15 protein-coding genes and 1 rRNA gene are annotated in these 17,227 nt (G+C 74.6%); 2 read left to right on the top strand and 14 right to left on the bottom strand.

Going from position 1 to position 17,227, the window contains the following annotated elements; translation table 11 throughout:
* Positions 1-41: 41 nt before the first annotated feature.
* Complete coding sequence (locus tag KZX45_RS16565; RefSeq protein ID WP_248258860.1) at positions 42-1,019, top strand: COX15/CtaA family protein; 978 nt, start codon at positions 42-44, stop codon at positions 1,017-1,019.
* Positions 1,020-1,065: 46 nt separating this feature from the next.
* Here KZX45_RS16565 and KZX45_RS16560 read toward each other — a convergent pair whose 3' ends face one another.
* From KZX45_RS16560 to KZX45_RS16500, 13 genes are all read right to left on the bottom strand, one after another.
* On the bottom strand, positions 1,066-1,713 hold the full coding sequence (locus tag KZX45_RS16560) for an NUDIX hydrolase (protein WP_248258859.1): 648 nt from the start codon (positions 1,711-1,713) through the stop codon (positions 1,066-1,068).
* Positions 1,710-3,515: a CTP synthase gene (locus KZX45_RS16555; RefSeq protein WP_374112605.1), complete on the bottom strand. Its 1,806-nt coding sequence runs from the start codon at positions 3,513-3,515 to the stop codon at positions 1,710-1,712. The genes KZX45_RS16560 and KZX45_RS16555 overlap by 4 nt, the downstream gene beginning before the upstream one ends.
* A 68-nt stretch (positions 3,516-3,583) precedes the next feature.
* Positions 3,584-4,747 (bottom strand): glycosyltransferase family 4 protein, encoded by a 1,164-nt coding sequence (locus tag KZX45_RS16550; protein ID WP_248258858.1) that lies wholly within the window; start codon positions 4,745-4,747, stop codon positions 3,584-3,586.
* A 71-nt stretch (positions 4,748-4,818) separates the two neighbouring features.
* Complete coding sequence (gene murJ, locus KZX45_RS16545; RefSeq protein ID WP_248258857.1) at positions 4,819-6,426, bottom strand: murein biosynthesis integral membrane protein MurJ; 1,608 nt, start codon at positions 6,424-6,426, stop codon at positions 4,819-4,821.
* A gap of 4 nt (positions 6,427-6,430) precedes the next feature.
* Complete coding sequence (locus tag KZX45_RS16540) at positions 6,431-7,294, bottom strand: hypothetical protein (protein ID WP_248258856.1); 864 nt, start codon at positions 7,292-7,294, stop codon at positions 6,431-6,433.
* On the bottom strand, positions 7,291-8,325 hold the full coding sequence (locus tag KZX45_RS16535) for a copper transporter (protein ID WP_248258855.1): 1,035 nt from the start codon (positions 8,323-8,325) through the stop codon (positions 7,291-7,293). Before KZX45_RS16535 ends, KZX45_RS16540 begins: the two co-directional genes overlap by 4 nt.
* 22 nt (positions 8,326-8,347) lie before the next feature.
* Complete coding sequence (steA, locus tag KZX45_RS16530; RefSeq protein WP_248258854.1) at positions 8,348-9,553, bottom strand: putative cytokinetic ring protein SteA; 1,206 nt, start codon at positions 9,551-9,553, stop codon at positions 8,348-8,350.
* A 4-nt stretch (positions 9,554-9,557) separates the two neighbouring features.
* Positions 9,558-11,279 carry a DNA repair protein RecN gene (gene recN, locus KZX45_RS16525; RefSeq protein WP_248258853.1) on the bottom strand — a complete coding sequence of 574 codons (1,722 nt, stop codon included), beginning with the start codon at positions 11,277-11,279 and terminating at the stop codon, positions 9,558-9,560.
* Positions 11,276-12,115 carry an NAD kinase gene (locus KZX45_RS16520; protein WP_248258852.1) on the bottom strand — a complete coding sequence of 280 codons (840 nt, stop codon included), beginning with the start codon at positions 12,113-12,115 and terminating at the stop codon, positions 11,276-11,278. The genes recN and KZX45_RS16520 overlap by 4 nt, the downstream gene beginning before the upstream one ends.
* Entirely contained in the window at positions 12,112-12,960 is an 849-nt protein-coding gene (locus tag KZX45_RS16515) for a TlyA family RNA methyltransferase (protein ID WP_248258851.1), read from the bottom strand. Before KZX45_RS16515 ends, KZX45_RS16520 begins: the two co-directional genes overlap by 4 nt.
* A complete protein-coding gene (locus KZX45_RS16510; protein ID WP_248258850.1) occupies positions 12,960-13,103 on the bottom strand; it encodes a hypothetical protein in 144 nt (47 codons plus the stop codon). The genes KZX45_RS16515 and KZX45_RS16510 overlap by 1 nt, the downstream gene beginning before the upstream one ends.
* Before the next feature lie 40 nt (positions 13,104-13,143).
* Positions 13,144-14,220 (bottom strand): HAD-IIA family hydrolase, encoded by a 1,077-nt coding sequence (locus KZX45_RS16505; protein ID WP_248258849.1) that lies wholly within the window; start codon positions 14,218-14,220, stop codon positions 13,144-13,146.
* Positions 14,217-15,320, bottom strand: a complete 1,104-nt coding sequence (locus KZX45_RS16500) for a hypothetical protein (RefSeq protein WP_248258929.1) — start codon at positions 15,318-15,320, stop codon at positions 14,217-14,219. The genes KZX45_RS16505 and KZX45_RS16500 overlap by 4 nt, the downstream gene beginning before the upstream one ends.
* A gap of 24 nt (positions 15,321-15,344) precedes the next feature.
* Between KZX45_RS16500 and KZX45_RS20095 the strand changes: the two genes are divergently transcribed.
* Positions 15,345-16,820 (top strand): hypothetical protein, encoded by a 1,476-nt coding sequence (locus KZX45_RS20095; RefSeq protein ID WP_282453828.1) that lies wholly within the window; start codon positions 15,345-15,347, stop codon positions 16,818-16,820.
* 164 nt (positions 16,821-16,984) lie between these two features.
* Here the strand turns inward: KZX45_RS20095 and rrf are convergent.
* A 5S ribosomal RNA gene (rrf, locus tag KZX45_RS16490) occupies positions 16,985-17,101 on the bottom strand.
* Positions 17,102-17,227: the final 126 nt, after the last annotated feature.

Genomic DNA, 17,227 nt, shown 5'->3' with positions numbered 1-17,227 from the left:
CCACGCCCGACCCGCGGTGGGTGCCCACGTACCCTGGTGCGGTGAGCACCGCGACCGACCCCACCCGCCGCACCGGGCGGCCCGCCGACCCCGCCGCACCGGTCGACCGGTCCAGGGTCGACCGCCTCACCTGGGGGCTGGCGATCGCCAACCTCGTCGCGCAGATCGGCATCATCGTCACCGGCGGCGCCGTGCGACTGACGGGCTCCGGCCTCGGCTGCTCTCAGTGGCCACTGTGCGAGCCGGGCTCCTTCACACCCGTCTTCCACGAGGCGACGTCGATCCACCCGTACATCGAGTTCGGCAACCGCACCCTGACGGGAGTGCTGAGCGTCGTCGCCGTCGCTCTGCTCTGGGCCGTGTACCGCCGGGAGCCGACGGCGTCGCGGCCGGCCTCCCTGCGCCGCCTCGCCTGGCTGCCGCTCGCGGGTATCGCCGTGCAGGCCGTCATCGGCGGCATCACCGTCTGGTACGACCTGCACCCGGCGATCGTCGGTTCCCACATGCTCATCTCGCTGGCCCTGGTCGCGGTCTCGACCTACCTGCTGGTGCGGCTGCGGTCGGCGGACGGCCCGGCGGCCGCGGTGACGCCGTCGTCCTGGCGGCCGCTGCCGTGGGTGCTGACCCTGGCGGCGGCTGCCGTGGTCATCCTCGGCACCGTGGTGACCGGGACCGGGCCGCACTCCGGCGACGAGGACGAGGCCTTCCGCTACGCCCTCGACCCGCTGCTCGTCACGCGGGCCCACTCGGCGTCGGTGTGGCTGTTCGTCGCGGTGATAGCGGCCGGTGCGGTGCTGCTCGTCCGCCAGCGCGACGACGCCGCGCTGGCCGGCGCCCGCCGCGCCTGGTGGGGGCTGCTCGCCGTGACCGTCGTCGAGGCGCTGATCGGCTACACCCAGTACTTCAACGGCCTGCCCGAGGTCCTCGTGGGGCTGCACATGCTCGGCGCCGCGCTGGTGGTCGTGGCGGTCACGTTCGCGTGCAGCGCGCTGTACGCACGGCGCGAGCCCGCCGCCTGACCTCCCCCGTGGGACGCGGCGGTCTCAGCCGGGGTTGAGGCGGGGCTCAGCGCATCCAGGGCGTGTCGGCGGGCCGCAGCGCCGCCCAGCCCTGGGCGCGGGCGCTGGCCGTGGCGAGGATGCCGACGACGGCGCTCGGGTTGTGCAGGTCCCCTGTGTGGACCGCGGCGACCGCCTCGTCCAGGGACACCCAGCGCGTGGGCATGTCCCGCTCCTCGTCCTCCCGGGCGTGCCGGTCGTCCTCGTGGACCTCGGTGAGGTCACGGGCGAGGTACACGCGCAGCGACTCGTCCGAGCCGCCCGGGGACGTGAAGTAGTCGACCAGGACGTCCCACCGCTCGGCGCGCAGGTCCGCCTCCTCGTGGAGCTCCCGGGCGGCGGCGGTGACGTAGTCCTCGCCGTCGACGTCCAGGAGCCCGGCGGGGATCTCCCAGAGCAGCGCGCGCACCGGGTGGCGGTACTGCTGGATCAGCAGCACCTCCTCGGCGCCAGGCTCGCCGCGCAGAGCGACGACGGCGACGGCCCCGGGGTGGTCGAGGTACTCGCGCACCACCGGCTCGCCGTCGTCCGGGTCGAGCCGGACCTCGTCGGCGACCAGGTCGAAGACCTTGCCCGCGTGCAGGCGGGTGCGCCCGACGACCTCGCGGCCCTCGTCCTTGGCGTCGGCGAGGGCTCCCCCGTCGGACGGGGTCACGCCTCGTCCCGCTCGGCGGCGCCCGCGAGGGCGGCCTCGTGCTCCTGGGCGACGCGCTCGTGCTCCTGGCCGACGACCTCGGGCTCGTCGACCTCGAGCAGGCGTGTGGCGCGCTGGCGCTCGAGCGCCGCGCCGACCAGTCCGGCGAAGAGCGGGTGGGCGCGGGTCGGGCGGGACTTGAACTCCGGGTGGGCCTGCGTGGCGATGTAGTACGGGTGCTGCGAGCGGTCCAGCTCCACGAACTCCACGAGGGAGGAGTCGGGCGAGCGGCCGGAGATCTTCAGGCCGACGCCGTCGAGGGCGTCCCGGTAGCTGTTGTTGACCTCGTAGCGGTGCCGGTGCCGCTCGGTGACCCGCTCGGCCCCGTAGACCTCGGCGGCGAGCGAGCCGGGCTCGAGGACGGCCTCGTACCGGCCCAGGCGCATGGTGCCGCCCAGGTCGCCCTCGCCTCCGACGATGGCGAGCTGCTCCTCCATCGTCGCGACGACGGGGTCCGGGGTGCCCGGGTCGAACTCGGTCGAGCTGGCGTCGGGCAGGCCCAGCAGGTTGCGGGCGGCCTCGATGACCATGCACTGCAGGCCGAGGCAGATGCCCAGCGTGGGGATCTGGTTCTCGCGCGCGTGGCGCAGCGCGCCGAGCTTGCCCTCGATGCCGCGCACGCCGAACCCGCCGGGGACGAGGACGCCGTCGACGCCCTCGAGCGCCCTGCGGGCGCCCTCCGGGGTGTCGCACGTGTCGGAGGCGACCCAGCGCAGGTTCACCCGCGCCCGGTGGTGGAAGCCGCCGGCGCGCATGGCCTCGGTGACGGAGAGGTAGGCGTCCGGCAGGTCGATGTACTTGCCGACCAGGGCGATCTCGACCTCGTCCTTGGGGTGGCGGACCCGCTCGAGGAGCAGGTCCCACACAGACCAGTCGACGTCGCGGAAGCTCATGCCCAGGCGACGCACCACGTACGCGTCGAGGCCCTCGCGGTGCAGCACGGCGGGGATCTCGTAGATGCTCGGCGCGTCCGGGCAGGTGACGACGGCCTCGCGGTCGACGTCGCACATCGCCGCGATCTTCGCCTTGACGCCCTCGGGGAGGTCCCGGTCCGAGCGGCAGACGACGGCGTCGGGCTGGATGCCGATGGAGCGCAGCTCGGCCACGGAGTGCTGGGTCGGCTTGGTCTTCAGCTCGCCGGACGCGGCGAGGTAAGGCACCAGGGAGACGTGCAGGAAGAAGACGTTGTCGCGGCCGATGTCCTGGCGCACCTGGCGGGCGGCCTCGAGGAACGGCAGCGACTCGATGTCCCCGACGGTGCCGCCGATCTCGGTGATGATGACGTCCGGCGGCTCCTCGCCGTCGGAGGGCTCCGCCTGGGCGCGCATACGCGCCTTGATCTCGTCGGTGATGTGCGGGATCACCTGCACGGTGTCGCCGAGGTACTCCCCGCGCCGCTCCTTGGCGATGACGGTCGAGTACACCTGGCCGGTCGTGGCGTTGGCCTTGCCGGAGAGCTCGACGTCGAGGAAGCGCTCGTAGTGGCCGATGTCCAGGTCGGTCTCGGTGCCGTCGTCGGTGACGAAGACCTCGCCGTGCTGGAACGGGTTCATCGTCCCGGGGTCGACGTTGATGTAGGGATCGAGCTTCTGCATCACCACCCGCAGCCCTCGGGCGCGGAGCAGGTGACCGAGGCTGGAGGCCGTCAGTCCCTTCCCCAGCGAGCTGGCGACCCCACCCGTCACGAAGATCTGGCGGGGGATGCTGGCCTGGTTCCCGGGGAGCCGGGTCGAATGGTTGACCACGGACTTCAACGCTAGCATCCGGCCCCGCGACACGCTCGCCTGCGCCGCGCGCCGCGCTGTGGACTCCCCCACTCGGACGGCCGGGGCTACGCCTGGTACACCGCCCGCAGCTGGGCGAGGACGTCCGCCGGGCGGGGCAGCTCCTCCGCCCGGACCGCGGCCCGCTCGCGCAGCTCCTGCTGCCGCGCCGGGTCGGCGAGGACGGCCCGCACGGCGTCCGCCAGCGCCGCGGCGTCGCCGCCGGGCACCAGGATCGCGGCCTCCCCGGTCACCTCGCGGGTGCCACCGACGTCCGTGGCCACGATCGCGGCCCCGGCGCGCAGCGCCTCCTGGACGGCGATCGGCTGCCCCTCCCAGGTGGCCGTGGAGACGACGACGTCCGCCGCGGCGAGCAGGTCGGGGACGTCGTCGCGTCGCCCGACGAGCAGGACGGGGAGGTTCTCGGCGCGGACGCGGGCCGCCAGCTCCGCGTGCAGCGGTCCGTCCCCGGCGACCACCCACCGCCAGCCGGGCGAGGGCGCGGCGTGGCGGCCGGTCCGGCCCGCGCCGTCGGGGCCGTCCACCAGGGCGGCGGCGTCGAGCAGGAGGCCCAGGCCCTTCTGCGGGGCCAGGCGCGCGACCGTCAGGACGAGCCGCTCGCCGTCGGCCAGGCCCAGGGACGTGCGCACCGCCGCGGGGTCGGCGTCGGTGGGCAGGCGCACCGGCGCGGGCACCAGCGCCCGGTCCACCGTGCGGGCACCACGCCGTCGCATGCGGACGACGAGGTCGCCGCTGACGCCCAGCACCACGTCCGCGCCGCGGGCGATGACACGCTCGAGCACCGCCGCGACGGCCTTCACGCGGGGGCCCCCGACCGGCAGGTTGTGCAGGGTCACCACGAGCCTCGGGCGGCGCGGGAGCGTTCCGAGGGCCATGACCGTCAGGGCTCCGGCGCGCAGCCCGTGGGCGTGGACCACGTCGGCGCCGGACGCGAGCTCCCGCAGACGGGCGACGGCGACCGCGTCCCGCGGGCGGGGCCGGTCGGCGATGTCGACGACGGCGGTGCGCACCCGGTCCGCACCGCGGAACGGCTCACCCGCGAGCGGCCCCACGACGTCGGCGGGCCCGGCGAGCACCACGGTGTCCGAGCTCTCGCCCGGCCGCGGGAGGGCGCCGAGCGGCCGCTCCCCCGCCGCGAGCAGGGCGCTGATCTCGCGGGCGTGCCGGCCCACCCCGCCGGCGCTCGACCCGGTCACCTGCAGCACCCGCATGCTCGTCCTCTTCTCCTCGCTCGGCCCCCCAGTATCGCCCAGCGGTCCGCGCGCCCCGGGGAATCGCCGCCTCAGGAGCTCCGGGCCCAGCGCCCCACCCGCAGGGCGCCGCGGTCGAGGGCCAGCACCGCACCCGCCGGGGCCGCCGCCGCGACGACGGCGCCGGCCACGGCGGCGAGCACCGCGCCGACCAGCCCCTCGCCGGCCGCGCCGAGCACGCCGTCGACGACCAGGCGGCCGGCCACGGCGCCGACCGCGGCGCCGACGGCGCCGACGAGCAGCGTGCGGCCCAGCCCGGTGAGCACCCCCGGCCCGGCGGCGCGGCGGAGCGCCGCCAGGAGCAGGGCGCCCGCCACCGTCATCCCGAGGCTCGACCCCACCGCCAGCGCGACGAGGGTGGCGGGTCCGTCGTCGCCGCCGGGGACGAGCACCCGCACGAGGAGCCAGGAGGCGAGGGAGACGACGACCCAGCCGGTGGCCGTCGCCACGACGGCGGCGCGTCCCCGGTCCACGGCGTACAGCGCGCGGGAGACGTGGAAGATCAGCGCGTACCCGAGCAGGCCCGGCGCGAACCACGTGATCGCGGACGTCATCCCGGGCATGTCGTCCCGCAGCGAGAACACCGCCGTCGCCGCGGGAGCGACGGCCACCAGCAGGGCCAGGCCGGTCAGGGAGGCGGCCGCCACCAGCCGCGTGGAGCCGCCGGCCATCGTGGCGAAGCCGGCGCGGTCCCCCGCGCCCGCACGCTCGGACAGGCGTGGGAAGACGGCGGTGGACAGGGGCACCGCCAGCACCGCGTACGGGAGGAAGTAGACCGCCTGGGCGTACCCGTAGACGTTGATCGTGCCCGTCTCGCCGTGGGTGTTCGCCAGGTAGAGCACCACGAGGACGCTGACCTGCTGGGCGAGCAGGGCGCCGAGCCCCGCCGCGGCCAGGTGCCGGGCCCGCCGCCCCACGCCCGGCGGGAAGCGCAGCGCCGGCCGCAGCCGCACCCCGGTGCGCAGCACGGGGACGAACTGGCACAGGCTCATCGCCGCGACGCCGGCGGTGGTGCCCCAGGCGAGCCAGGCGACGGCGGAGCCGGGCAGGGCGGCGGGATCGTCCTGACGCCCTACCGAGAGCGCGCCGAAGGCGACGTAGGTGGTGATGACGACCAGCGAGGACAGCAGCGGGGCGAACGCGGGCCAGAAGAACCGCTTCTGGGCCTGCAGCACCCCGGAGAGGACGACCCCGATCCCGTAGAGGGGGATCTGGATCGCGAAGATCCGCAGGAAGGTGACGGTGAGGTCCTCGGTCCCGGCTCCGGCGTCGTCCCCCAGCAGGAGGCCGGCGACGGGGCGGGCCAGAAGGGCGACGACCACGGCGAGCGGGACGAGCGCGGTCAGCGTCCAGCCGAGCAGCGCGGAAGCGGTGCGGTCGACCTCCGCGCGCAGGTGCCGGACGAGCGGGACGGCGAGCAGCGGGACGACGGCGCCGGCCAGGGCCCCGCCGGCGGCCACCTCGAACAGCACGTTGGGGATGCGGTTGGCGGTCTCGTAGGCCTGCGCCGTGGCGGAGGAGCCGAGCGTCCAGGACTGCACCAGCCACCGGACGAAGCCGACAGCCCGGGAGAGCAGCGTCAGGACGGTGATCAGCCCGGCGGCGCCGAGGACACCGCCGGCCAGCCTGCGGGGGGTCATCGCGTCAGCGGGCCCGGCGGCCCAGCGCGTCCAGGCGGCGCAGCGAGGCGGTGGTCTCGATGACCCGGGAGAAGCTGACCCGCTCGCTCAGCAGCGTCAGCACGACCGTGGCGGCCAGCGCGCTGCCGCGCACCGCGCGGGACGGGTGCGCCGCGAGGGCCACGCCGACGAGCCCGCCGAGGGCGTTCGCGCCGGTGTCGCCGAGCATGGTGGTCTCGTGCAGGTCGTCCGCCATCGCGGCCCCGGCGACGCCCAGGGCGCCGGCGGCCAGCGCGCCGCGTGGCGTGCCGGGCGCGGCCAGCGCGAGGGGCGCGGACAGCAGCGTCGCGACCTTCAGGGTGCGGCCGGGGCGCAGGTCGAAGAGGTTGTGGAGGTTGGCGGTCGCGGCGACCAGGGCGGCGCCGGCGAGCGTCTCCGCGGCGCGGACGGCGGGGGCGCCGCGTCGCGGCGTGACCAGGATGGATGCGACGAGCGCGCCCGCGCCGATGCCGGCGATCTTCATGGCGCCCGTGGTCACGCGGCCGCGGGCGAGCGCCCCGAGGTGGCCGCGCAGGCCCTTGGCCCGGTCCGCGGTGTCCTCGCGCAGGTCGTCGACCAGCCCCATCGCGGCGCCCGCGCCGGCGGCCACCGCCCCGGCGACGGCGGCGCGAGAGGCGCCCGGCGCGGTCGCCGTCGTCGCGAGGGACGCGACCGTCGCGCCCGCCCCGACGGCGGCACCGCCGAGCAGGCTGACGGCCCGGCCGGCGTAGTTGGTCCGCTCCCACCGTTGCCGCCCGCCGGGTGGCCGGCTCTCGAGGGCTGCGGCCGCCACGGTCGTGACGGACGCGCCCAGGACCGCCGGGAGGGCGAGCTCGACGAGCCGGCTCATGCGTCCGTCGGCTCCTCGGTGGGCTGCCCGTCCGGGGCGCTCGGCGCCGGCGCGGGCTCCTCGGCGGGCAGCTCCACGCGGGGCGGGACGGGCTGCTCGGCGCCGTTCTGGAAGCCGTAGGCGTCGGTGCTGCCGGCGATGGAGACCGCGAGGGCGAGGGGGGCGGAGATGTTCGCCGTGACCTCGCCGACGGAGTCCACCGTGGTGACCGTCCCGGCTGCCGCGTCGTCGCCGCGCACCGCCGTGACGAGGTCGAGGTCGCTGGCGGCGGCCCCGACCGTGACGGACCCGCGGCCGGAGCCGGCGAGCCCCTCGGCGAGGTCGACGTGGGCGGCGAGCACCTCGGCGGCGGCCTCGGCGGCCTCGGGGTCGGTGTCGGCCTCGGGCGTCTGGGCGGCGTGGGGGCCCACGAGCACGGTGGCGTCGGCGGGGTCGGTCAGGTCGCCCTCGACGGCCACGAGGGGGGCGTCCGCGGAGGTGAGGAGATCCATCAGCGTGGCGGCGTCCTCGCTGAAGGCCTCGCCGTCGGTGCCGGTGAGCGCGGTGCCGAGCGCGAGCCCCATGACCGTCTCGGTGGAGGCGTCGTCGGCCGGCGCCGGGTCGAGGTAACCCGCGAGCTGCCCGGCGAAGGTCTGGCGGAAGGACTGGGTGTCCGGGTCGGTCCAGGCCTCGGTCACGGCGACCTGGCCCACCACCTGGGCGCCGGCCTGGGTGAGCCGCTCACGGACCGCCTCCACGTCGTCGTCCTGCGTGCCCGGGACGGTGACGACGGCGACCCGCTGGTCCCGCAGCGCGTCCGCCAGGAGGACGGGGGCCGACTCCTCGAGGTAGGTGTTGCGCTCGTTGACGTCCGTCTGCGCCGTCTCGAGCTCGGCGCGGAGCCGCTCGCGGTCCTCGCGCAGGTCTTCCACCTGACCGGTGAGGGTCTCGCCGATGGTGTCGCGCAACGGCCCGGCCCCCAGCACGATGCCCACGGACAGCGCCAGGAACACCGCGATCAGGGAGACCAGGTGGTAGCGGAAGTCGATCATGAAGGCTCTTCTCTCCAGCTGCTCAGGTCGTCGGCGCCGAGGGGGCCAGCCCCACCAGCGACCGGAAGAAGTTCACGAGGTCGTCAAGCCACGCACCGGAGAGCCCGAAGATCGTCTGCCCGACGTTCGTCGCGGCCAGGGCGACGAACAGCGCGAGCAGGCCCGCCAGGGCGAGCAGCACCAGCTGCCACGTGGAGATCCGGGTCCGGTAGAGCTGCGAGACGCCCTTGGCGTCGATGAGCTTGCTGCCCACGCGAAGCCGGGTCAGGAAGGTCGAGGCCATGCCCGAGCGGCCCTTGTCGAGGAACTCGATCAGGGTGTTGTGGGTACCGACGGCGACGATCAGCTCGGCGCCGGAGTCGTCGGCGATCAGCATCGCCACGTCCTCGCTGGTGCCGGTGGCGGGGAAGACGACGTGCTCGACGCCGAGGTCCTCGACCCGCTTCTGCCCGGGCGCCCTGCCGTCGCGGTAGGCGTGCACCACGATCTCGGCGCCGGAGCGCAGGGTCTGGTCCGAGACGGAGTCCATGTCTCCGACGATCAGGTCAGGCTTGTAGCCGGCCTCCACGATGGCGTCCGCGCCGCCGTCGACGCCGAGGAGGAGCGGGCGGTACTCGCGGATGTAGGAGCTCAGCATCGCGAGATCCTCCTTGTAGTGGTACCCGCGCACCACGACGAGCACGTGGCGGCCCTCGAGCTTCGTGCGCAGCTTCGGGGCGCCGATGCCGTCGAGGAGGACGTCCTTCTCGCGCTGCACGTAGTCCATGGTGTTCGCGGCGAACGCCTCGAGCTGCGCGGACAGCCCCTCGCGGGCGGCGGCCATGTTCGCCTCGATCGTGGCGGCGTCCTGCACGGTGCCCTCGGCCACCAGGGCGTCCCCGACGCGCACCTCGGCACCCTCGACGATGACCGGCTGGCCGTCGCGCAGCGACATCACCGCCGGCCCCAGGTCGTCGATGAGCGGGATGCCTGCCTCGAGGAGGATCTCCGGGCCGAGGTTGGGGTAGCGGCCCGAGGTCGATCGGGCGGCGTTGAGCACCGCGGCCGGCCGGCACGAGACGAGGGCCTCGGCGGAGACCCGGTCGATGTCCTCGTGGTCGATGACGGCGACGTCGCCCGGCTGGAGGCGCTTGGTCAGGTTCTTCGTGCGTGCGTCGACGCGAGCGGGCCCGGTCGCCCCGAAGCCGTTGACGACGGCATCACGACGACGCCGGAAGAGAGCACTCACCGCCTCATCGTTGCACGGTCGCCCGCTCCAGAAGCTCAGCGGCATGCCGGAGGGCGGTCTCCGACTCCTCCTGCCCGGAGAGCATCCGGGCGAGCTCTCGCAGGCGATCCTCGCCCTCGACGCTGGTCACGTCCGTGGCCGTGATGGCGCCGTCCGACCCGGGTGTGTGCTTGTTCACCACGAGGTGACGGTCGGCGAACGCGGCGACCTGGGCGAGGTGTGTGACGACCACCACCTGGGACCCGTGGGCCAGCCGGGCGAGGCGGCGCCCGACCTCGACCGCGGCCTTCCCTCCGACGCCGGCGTCGACCTCGTCGAAGACGAACGTGCGCGACTCCGGCTCGGCGCCGGGCGCCGCGGCGAGGGCGACCTCGATGGCGAGCATCACGCGGGAGAGCTCACCGCCGGAGGCACCCTGCCCGAGGGGGCGGGCCGGCGCTCCGGGATGGGCGGCGAGCAGCAGCTCGACGGTCTCCGCGCCGAACGGGCCGGGCGCGTCGAGCGGGGTGAGACGGGCGGTGAGGTGGGCCCCGGCCATGGCGAGCCCGGCCAGCTCCGCGTCGACGGCGGCGGCGAGGCGCTCCCCCACCTCGCCCCGCGAGGCGGTCAGGGCGTCGGCGGCCCGGCCGAGCTCGTCCTCCGCGCCGGCCAGCCGTGCACGCAGCCGCTCGGCGGTGTCCTCGGGGCCGTCGAGGTAGGCGAGCCGCTCCCGGGCGGTCTCCGCCCAGGCGAGTGCGCCGTCGACGTCGGGACCGTGGACGCGGGTGAGCTCGGTGAGCGCCGCGCGGCGCTCGTGGACCCAGGCGAGCCGCTCGGGGTCGGCGTCGAGGCCGGAGAGGTAGGACGCCAGCTCCGTGCCCACGTCGGAGACGAGGTACGAGGCCTCCGCGAGGCGCTCCGCCCACCCGCCGAGGGCCGGGTCGTCCCCCGCCCCCTGCTCGAGGCTGCGCCGGGCGTCCTCGAGCAGCGTGGTGGCGTCGACGGCGTCCGGCGCGGCCGCGTCGTCACCGCCGAGGAGCACCTGGTGGGCCCGTCCCACGGCGGCGCGCAGCCCCTCGACGTTGCCGAGGCGGCCGGCCTCCTCACGCAGGGCATGGTCCTCGCCTGGCTGCGGGTCGAGCCCGTCGATCTGCTCGAGGCCGGCGCGAAGCAGCGCGATCTCCTGCTCACGCACGCCGGCCGCCTCCTCCCAGGCGGCAAGCTCCTCCCGGGCGGCGACGGCGCCGGCCCACGCCTGCCGGTAAGCGGCGAGCAGGGCGGCGTGCTCCTCACCGCCGAAGGCGTCGAGGGCGGCCCGCTGCTGCGCGGGCGCGCGCAGGCGCAGCTGCTCGGACTGCCCGTGCACGGTGACCAGCTGCTCACCGATCTCGGTGAGCACAGCGGTCGGGACGGTTCGCCCGCCCAGGTGCGCGCGGGAGCGCCCGGCGGCGGGGACCGTGCGGGCGGCGATGAGCTCGCCGTCCTCCACCGCCGCGCCGGCCTCCTCCGCCCGGGCGGCGGCGGGCCCGTCCGGGTCGACGGCGAACGCGCCCTCGACGACGGCGCGGTCGGCCCCGCGCCGCACCAGCACCGGGTCCGCCTTGCCACCGAGGAGCAGGGCGAGGCTGGTGAGCACCATCGTCTTGCCCGCGCCGGTCTCGCCGGTGATGACGGTGAAGGTGGGCGCGAGGTCGAGCTCGGCGGCGGCGATGACCCCGAGGTTCTCGATCCTGACCTGTTCGATCACGGCCGCGTGCGCACCCCCCGCCACCCCTGCACCGGAAGGTTGAACTTCGCGACGAGCCGACCGGAGAACGGCACCTCCGTCAGACGGGCGAGCCGCACCGGCTGAGCGCCGCGGCAGACGGTGATGCGCGTACCCGCCGCAACCTCCATCCGGCGTCGTCCGTCGCACCACACCACGGCGTTCTTGTCCTCGTAGGGCATGATCTCGACCTCGAGCACGGAGCGCGGGCCGACCACCATGGGCCGTGCGAAGAGGGCGTGGGCGGCGATGGGCACCACGAGCAGCGCCTCCACGTCCGGCCAGACGACCGGGCCGCCGCCGGAGAACGCGTAGGCGGTCGAACCGGTGGGGGTGGCGAGCACGATGCCGTCGCAGCCGAAGCTGGACAGGCCGCGCCCGTCGACGCCGATGGTCGCCTCCACCATCCGGGCGCGCTCGCCCTTCTCGACGGCGGCCTCGTTGATCGCCCACCCGTGCTGCTGGCTGCCGTCGGGGGCGGTGGCGACGACGTCGATCGTCATGCGCTCCTCGACGTGGTAGTCCTTCGCCACGGCGCGGTCCATCACGTCCGGGAGAGCCTCGGGCTCGGCCTCGGCGAGGAAGCCGACGTGACCGAGGTTGATGCCCAGCAGGGGCACGTCGTGCTCGCGGGCGACCTCGGCCGCCCGCAGGATCGTCCCGTCGCCGCCGAGCACCATGGCGAGCTCGGCCCCCTCGGCGCTGCCGTCGCGCACGACGTCGATGCCGCGGCGCTGCAGGCCCTCGCAGACCCGGTCCGCGGCGCGGACGGCCTCGGGCCTGCCCTCGTGCGTCACGACGAGGATGCGGCGGGTCATGGTGCCTCCTGCGGTGTCTGCGGTTCGCCGGCCGGGCCGGTGCGCACGGCGCGTGCGGCCGCTGCGGTCAGTGCCTCGCCGTGCAGCGCCCGGGGGTGCGCGCGACGCAGGGCGACGAAGTACTCGACGTTCCCCGAGGGCCCCGGCAGCGGGCTGGGCACCACGGCCCACGTGTCCAGTCCCAGCTCCGCCGCCGCAGCGGCGATCTTGAGCACGGACTCGACGTGCTGGTCGGTGTCCCGCACGACACCGCCGTGGCCGAGCCGTTCCTTGCCGACCTCGAACTGCGGCTTGACCATCAGCAGCAGGTCGGCGTCCGGCGCGGCGGCCCGGGCGAGCGCGGGCAGGACGAGGGTCAGCGAGATGAATGACATGTCGCCCACCACCAGCTCCGGCGCGGGCGCGACCTGCTCCGGCGTGAGCGTGCGCACGTTGGTGCGGTCGAGGACGGTCACCCGCGGGTCCGACTGCAGGGACCAGGCCAGCTGGCCGTACCCGACGTCGACGGCGACCACGTGGGCGGCCCCCCGGCGCAGGAGCACGTCGGTGAACCCGCCGGTGGAGGCTCCCGCGTCGAGGCAGCGCCGGCCGGCGACCACCGGCGCGTCGGCGCCCAGGGCGTCGAGCGCGCCGGCGAGCTTGTGGGCGCCGCGGGAGACGTACTCGTCCCCGGCCGGGGCGTCCACACGGACCGCCTGGGCAGGGTTCACCTGGCGCGCCGGCTTGGTGACGACCTGGCCGTCGAGCAGCACCTGCCCGGCCGCGATGAGCTCCGCGGCGTGCTGGCGCGACCGGGCCAGCCCCCGGCGGACCAGCTCGGCGTCGATACGGACCAGACGCGCCATCAGCTCTCGGCGCTCGTCAGCCGCGAGGACAGGTGGGCGTGGATGGCGTCGAAGACGGCGACCTGCTCAGCCAGCGGGACGTCCTGGATGTCATCAAGCTGAGCAAGCGGGTCAGTCTCCTGACCGGCGGGTGTCTCGCCCATCCGCTCCTCCTGCCTCGCTGTGGCCCTGGCTCAGGGAAGGTTATCGCGGCGCGACGACCTCGAGCACAGGCACCTGCTCGCCTGTGAGTACCGTGCCGGCGTCCACCGCCGACCAGGCGGCCGCCGTCAGGCACCGCCAGCTGTCGAGCGAGACGGCGACCGGTGCGTCGTCGACGTCCAGGTCGACGGTCCTGCTTCCCACCCGCAGCTCGAAGGTGGGCCGGGGGCCGACGACGCGAGCGGCCGCCGAGCCGCAGCGCCACCAGCCGTCGGCGGCCAGGGAGGGCGCAGGGTGCGGCTCGTTCAGGCCGCGCAGGTCGACCGCGAGATAGCTGGGCCGCTCCTCGGGCGCCGCGAGGACCACGTCCCGGGCGTCACTGACCCCGGTGAGGACGTGCAGCCCAGGGATGCCCGCCGCGCGTGCCCCGGCGAGGTCGGTGTTGAGCCGGTCTCCGACGGCGAGCGGTCGAGTCCCGCCCGCCTTGGCCGTGGCCTGCCGGAAGATCTCTGGCTGCGGCTTGCCGGCAGAGACCGGGACGACGCCCGTGGCGTTCGTGACGGCTGCGACGAGGGAGCCGTTGCCGACCGCCATTCCTCGCTCCGTCGGGAGCGTCGCGTCGAGGTTCGTGGCCACGAACCGCGCTCCGGCGCTGATGGCGAAGGCGGCCTCGGACAGCTCGCGCCACCCCACGTCGGGCGCGAAACCCTGCACGACGGCGGCGGGCCGCTCCGCGGCGCTCTCGGCGAGGCGGAACCCCCTCTCGAGAAGAGCGGCCCGCAGGCCCGCTCCCCCGACCGGCAGCACGAGGGACCCCTGCGGCAGCTCGGCGGCGAGGATGGCCGCGGCCGCCTGCGAGGACGTCATGATCTCGTCAGCCAGCGTGGGGATGCCCAAGCTCGTGAGCTGGTCGGCGACGGTCTGCGGCTCTCGGGCGGCGTTGTTCGTCACGAACATCATCCGCTGGCCGAGCGCCCGGGCGCCTGCCACACCCTCGTCCGCGTGGTCGACCGGCTCCGAACCGCGGTAGCACACGCCGTCCAGGTCCATCAGCGCCACGTCGTAGACGCTGGCCAGCGGCTGCCGGCTCTCCAGCAGCCCTTCGGTCGCCGCCGTCACTCTCGCTCCTTGTCGCTCACGTCGAGGTCGAGCTCCGCCTGCTCGAAGGGGTCCGGCTCCTGCACGTCAGCCTCGTCGGCCGACGCGGTGGTGGCGTCAGGAACGTCCCCAGGTAGGTCGCCGGCCGCCTCGGCTCCGGCGGTCCCTGCCGCCTCCTCGGCGGCGCCGCCAGAGTCCGCGACGGTGACCGCATCCTCCGCCTCGGCAGCCTCTGCCTGCTCGGGCGACCGGGTGTCGGCCTCCGTCGAGACGTCCGTCTCGACGTCTTCCGCCTCGCCGTCTCCAGCGTCAGCCACGCCGTCGTCCGCGTCAGCCACGCCGTCGTCCGCGTTCGCCGACCCCACGCCGCTCTCGTCGGGCGTGTCGTCAGTGGGCTCGCCGTCCTGTGGCCGCTCGTCGGCGACCTGCGCGGTGTCCGCCTGGGAATCGTGCCCCTCGTGCGGCGCGCTCTCAGGCTGGACCGGGCGCTCCGCCTGCGGGAAGTCGTCCGCGAGGTCCAGGACGACGATCTCCTCGTCCGGCTCGGGCTCCGGCCCGGCCGCTTCCCTCAGAGCCCCAGCTTCCTCCGTCCTACCGAGCTCCTCGAGTCGCTCGGCTCGCACGAGGTCGAGGCGCCGCTGCAGCTCGGGCCGGGTGATCTTGCCGACCAGCGAGGATTCGAGGACGTGCAGCCCAGCTTCCGTCTCGCCGAGGTCGGCACGTGCCCCGCTGGCCACGATCGCCAGCTCGACACGGTCGTGCTCGGACAACGACGCGGGATCCGAGTCGGCGACGACCGCGAGGGCGCGCTCCGGTCGGCCGAGCCCACGCTCACAGTCGGCTTCCATGGGACGGTGCGCGTCAATGCCCGAGAGACGGCGAACCGTCCGCAGCTCGCGAAGCGCCTCGGCGTAGTTCCCGGTCGCATAGGCGGTGACAGCCAGAGCCTCGCGGACGACGTCCACCCGACCCGCCCGTCGCATCGCCGCCTGAGCGTGCTCGTACGCCGTAGCGGGATCTGCGTCGATGAGCCGACCGGCCATCACGAGGTGACGAGCGACGAGATCGGCGTTGTTCTTGCTGAGCGTCCGCAGGCGCGCGCGGGCCGTACGGTCGAGCATCTGCGGCTCGACCTCATCAGGGATGTGCGGCTCCTGCACACGCTCGAAACGGTCGGGACGTGCCTCGCGCTGGTCGCCGTCACGTCGCGGCCCAGCACCGTACCCGCCCTCGCGACGCGGACCGCCCTGGTAACCACCCTCACGGCGCGGGCCGCGGTCGAAACCGCCCTCGCGACGCTCGCCCTCACGGCGCGGACCGCCCTGGTAGCCACTGTCGCGACGGGGGCCGCGGTCGAAACCGCCCTCGCGACGCTCGCCCTCGCGGCGCGGACCGCCCTGGTAACCACTCTCGCGGAGGTCGCCCTCACGGCGCGGACCGCCCTGGTAGCCACTGTCACGACGGGGGCCGCGGTCGAAACCGCCCTCACGGCGGTCGCCTTCGCGGCGCGGACCACCCTGATAACCACCCTCACGACGGGGGCCGCGGTCGAAACCGCCCTCACGCCGGTCGCCACCCTGGTAGCCGCCCTCACGGCGCGGACCGCCCTGGTAGCCGCCCTCACGGCGCGGACCGCCCTGGTAACCGCCCTCTCGACGCGGGCCACCCTGGTAACCACCCTCACGGCGGTCGCCCTCACGACGCGGACCACCCTGATAACCACCCTCGCGACGCTCGCCCTCACGACGCGGACCACCCTGATAACCACCCTCACGGCGCGGGCCGCGGTCGAAACCGCCCTCGCGGCGCGGACCGCCCTGGTAACCGCCCTCTCGACGCGGGCCACCCTGGTAACCACCCTCGCGACGCTCGCCCTCACGACGCGGACCGCCCTGATAACCACCCTCGCGACGGTCACCCTCGCGCCGGGGCCCGCCTTGGTAACCACCTTCGCGACGGGGGCCGCGATCGAAACCGCCCTCACGGCGGTCGCCCTCGCGACGCGGACCGCCCTGGTAACCGCCCTCACGGCGCGCGCCACCCTGGTAACCACCCTCGCGACGGTCACCCTCGCGCCGGGGCCCGCCTTGGTAACCACCTTCGCGACGGGGGCCGCGATCGAAACCGCCCTCACGGCGGTCGCCCTCGCGACGCGGACCGCCCTGGTAACCGCCCTCACGGCGCGCGCCACCCTGGTAACCACCCTCGCGACGCTCGCCCTCGCGACGCGGACCGCCCTGGTAACCGCCCTCACGACGCGCGCCACCCTGGTAACCACCCTCGCGACGGTCACCCTCACGACGCGGACCGCCCTGATAACCACCCTCGCGACGGTCACCCTCACGACGCGGACCGCCCTGATAACCACCCTCGCGACGGTCACCCTCACGACGCGGACCGCCCTGATAACCACCCTCGCGACGTTCTCCCTCACCGCGCGGGCCACCCTGATAACCGCCCTCACGGCGGGCACCGCCCTGATCGCCGGCGTCCCTTCCGCGGCGATCGTCGCGCGGTCCACCGCGCTTCTGCGAACGCTCACGGAATGCTGCCGCAGCCGGCTGGTCCTTTGCGGGGCGCGATGTACCGGAGCGACGCTGCTCCGACCCACCGCGAGCTGAACCAGATCCATTTCGACGAGGAGGATTCGCGCCGTTCCTGTTGTTTTCTGAAGTCGACATGAATTCCCTCGTCTATGCTCGGAACTAATACTGAGTTGCCGCAGGAATCTGCGCACAACGCAAGGAGGCCGCAACTATGAAGTTGCGGCCTCCTTGGAATGGGTGTTCGGCGGTGTCCTACTCTCCCACACAGTCTCCCGTGCAGTACCATCGGCGCTGAGGGGCTTAGCTTCCGGGTTCGGAATGGGACCGGGCGTTTCCCCCTCGCTATGACCGCCGTAACTCTATGGAGATGTCCTCGGCCGCCCCCGTGTTTGTCGGGGGGTTGGGGCGTATCTCGGGAACCGCACAGTGGACGCGTAACAATTTTCTTTGACGTAAAAGTGTTGTGGTAAGTTGTCGGCCAA

Origin of the sequence: Georgenia sp. EYE_87 (assembly GCF_023148685.1) — a bacterium.
In the GTDB taxonomy this organism is placed as follows: domain Bacteria; phylum Actinomycetota; class Actinomycetes; order Actinomycetales; family Actinomycetaceae; genus Georgenia.
The sequence above is the reverse complement of the archived record's forward strand: the minus strand, read 5'-3'. Positions and strand labels throughout refer to the sequence as shown.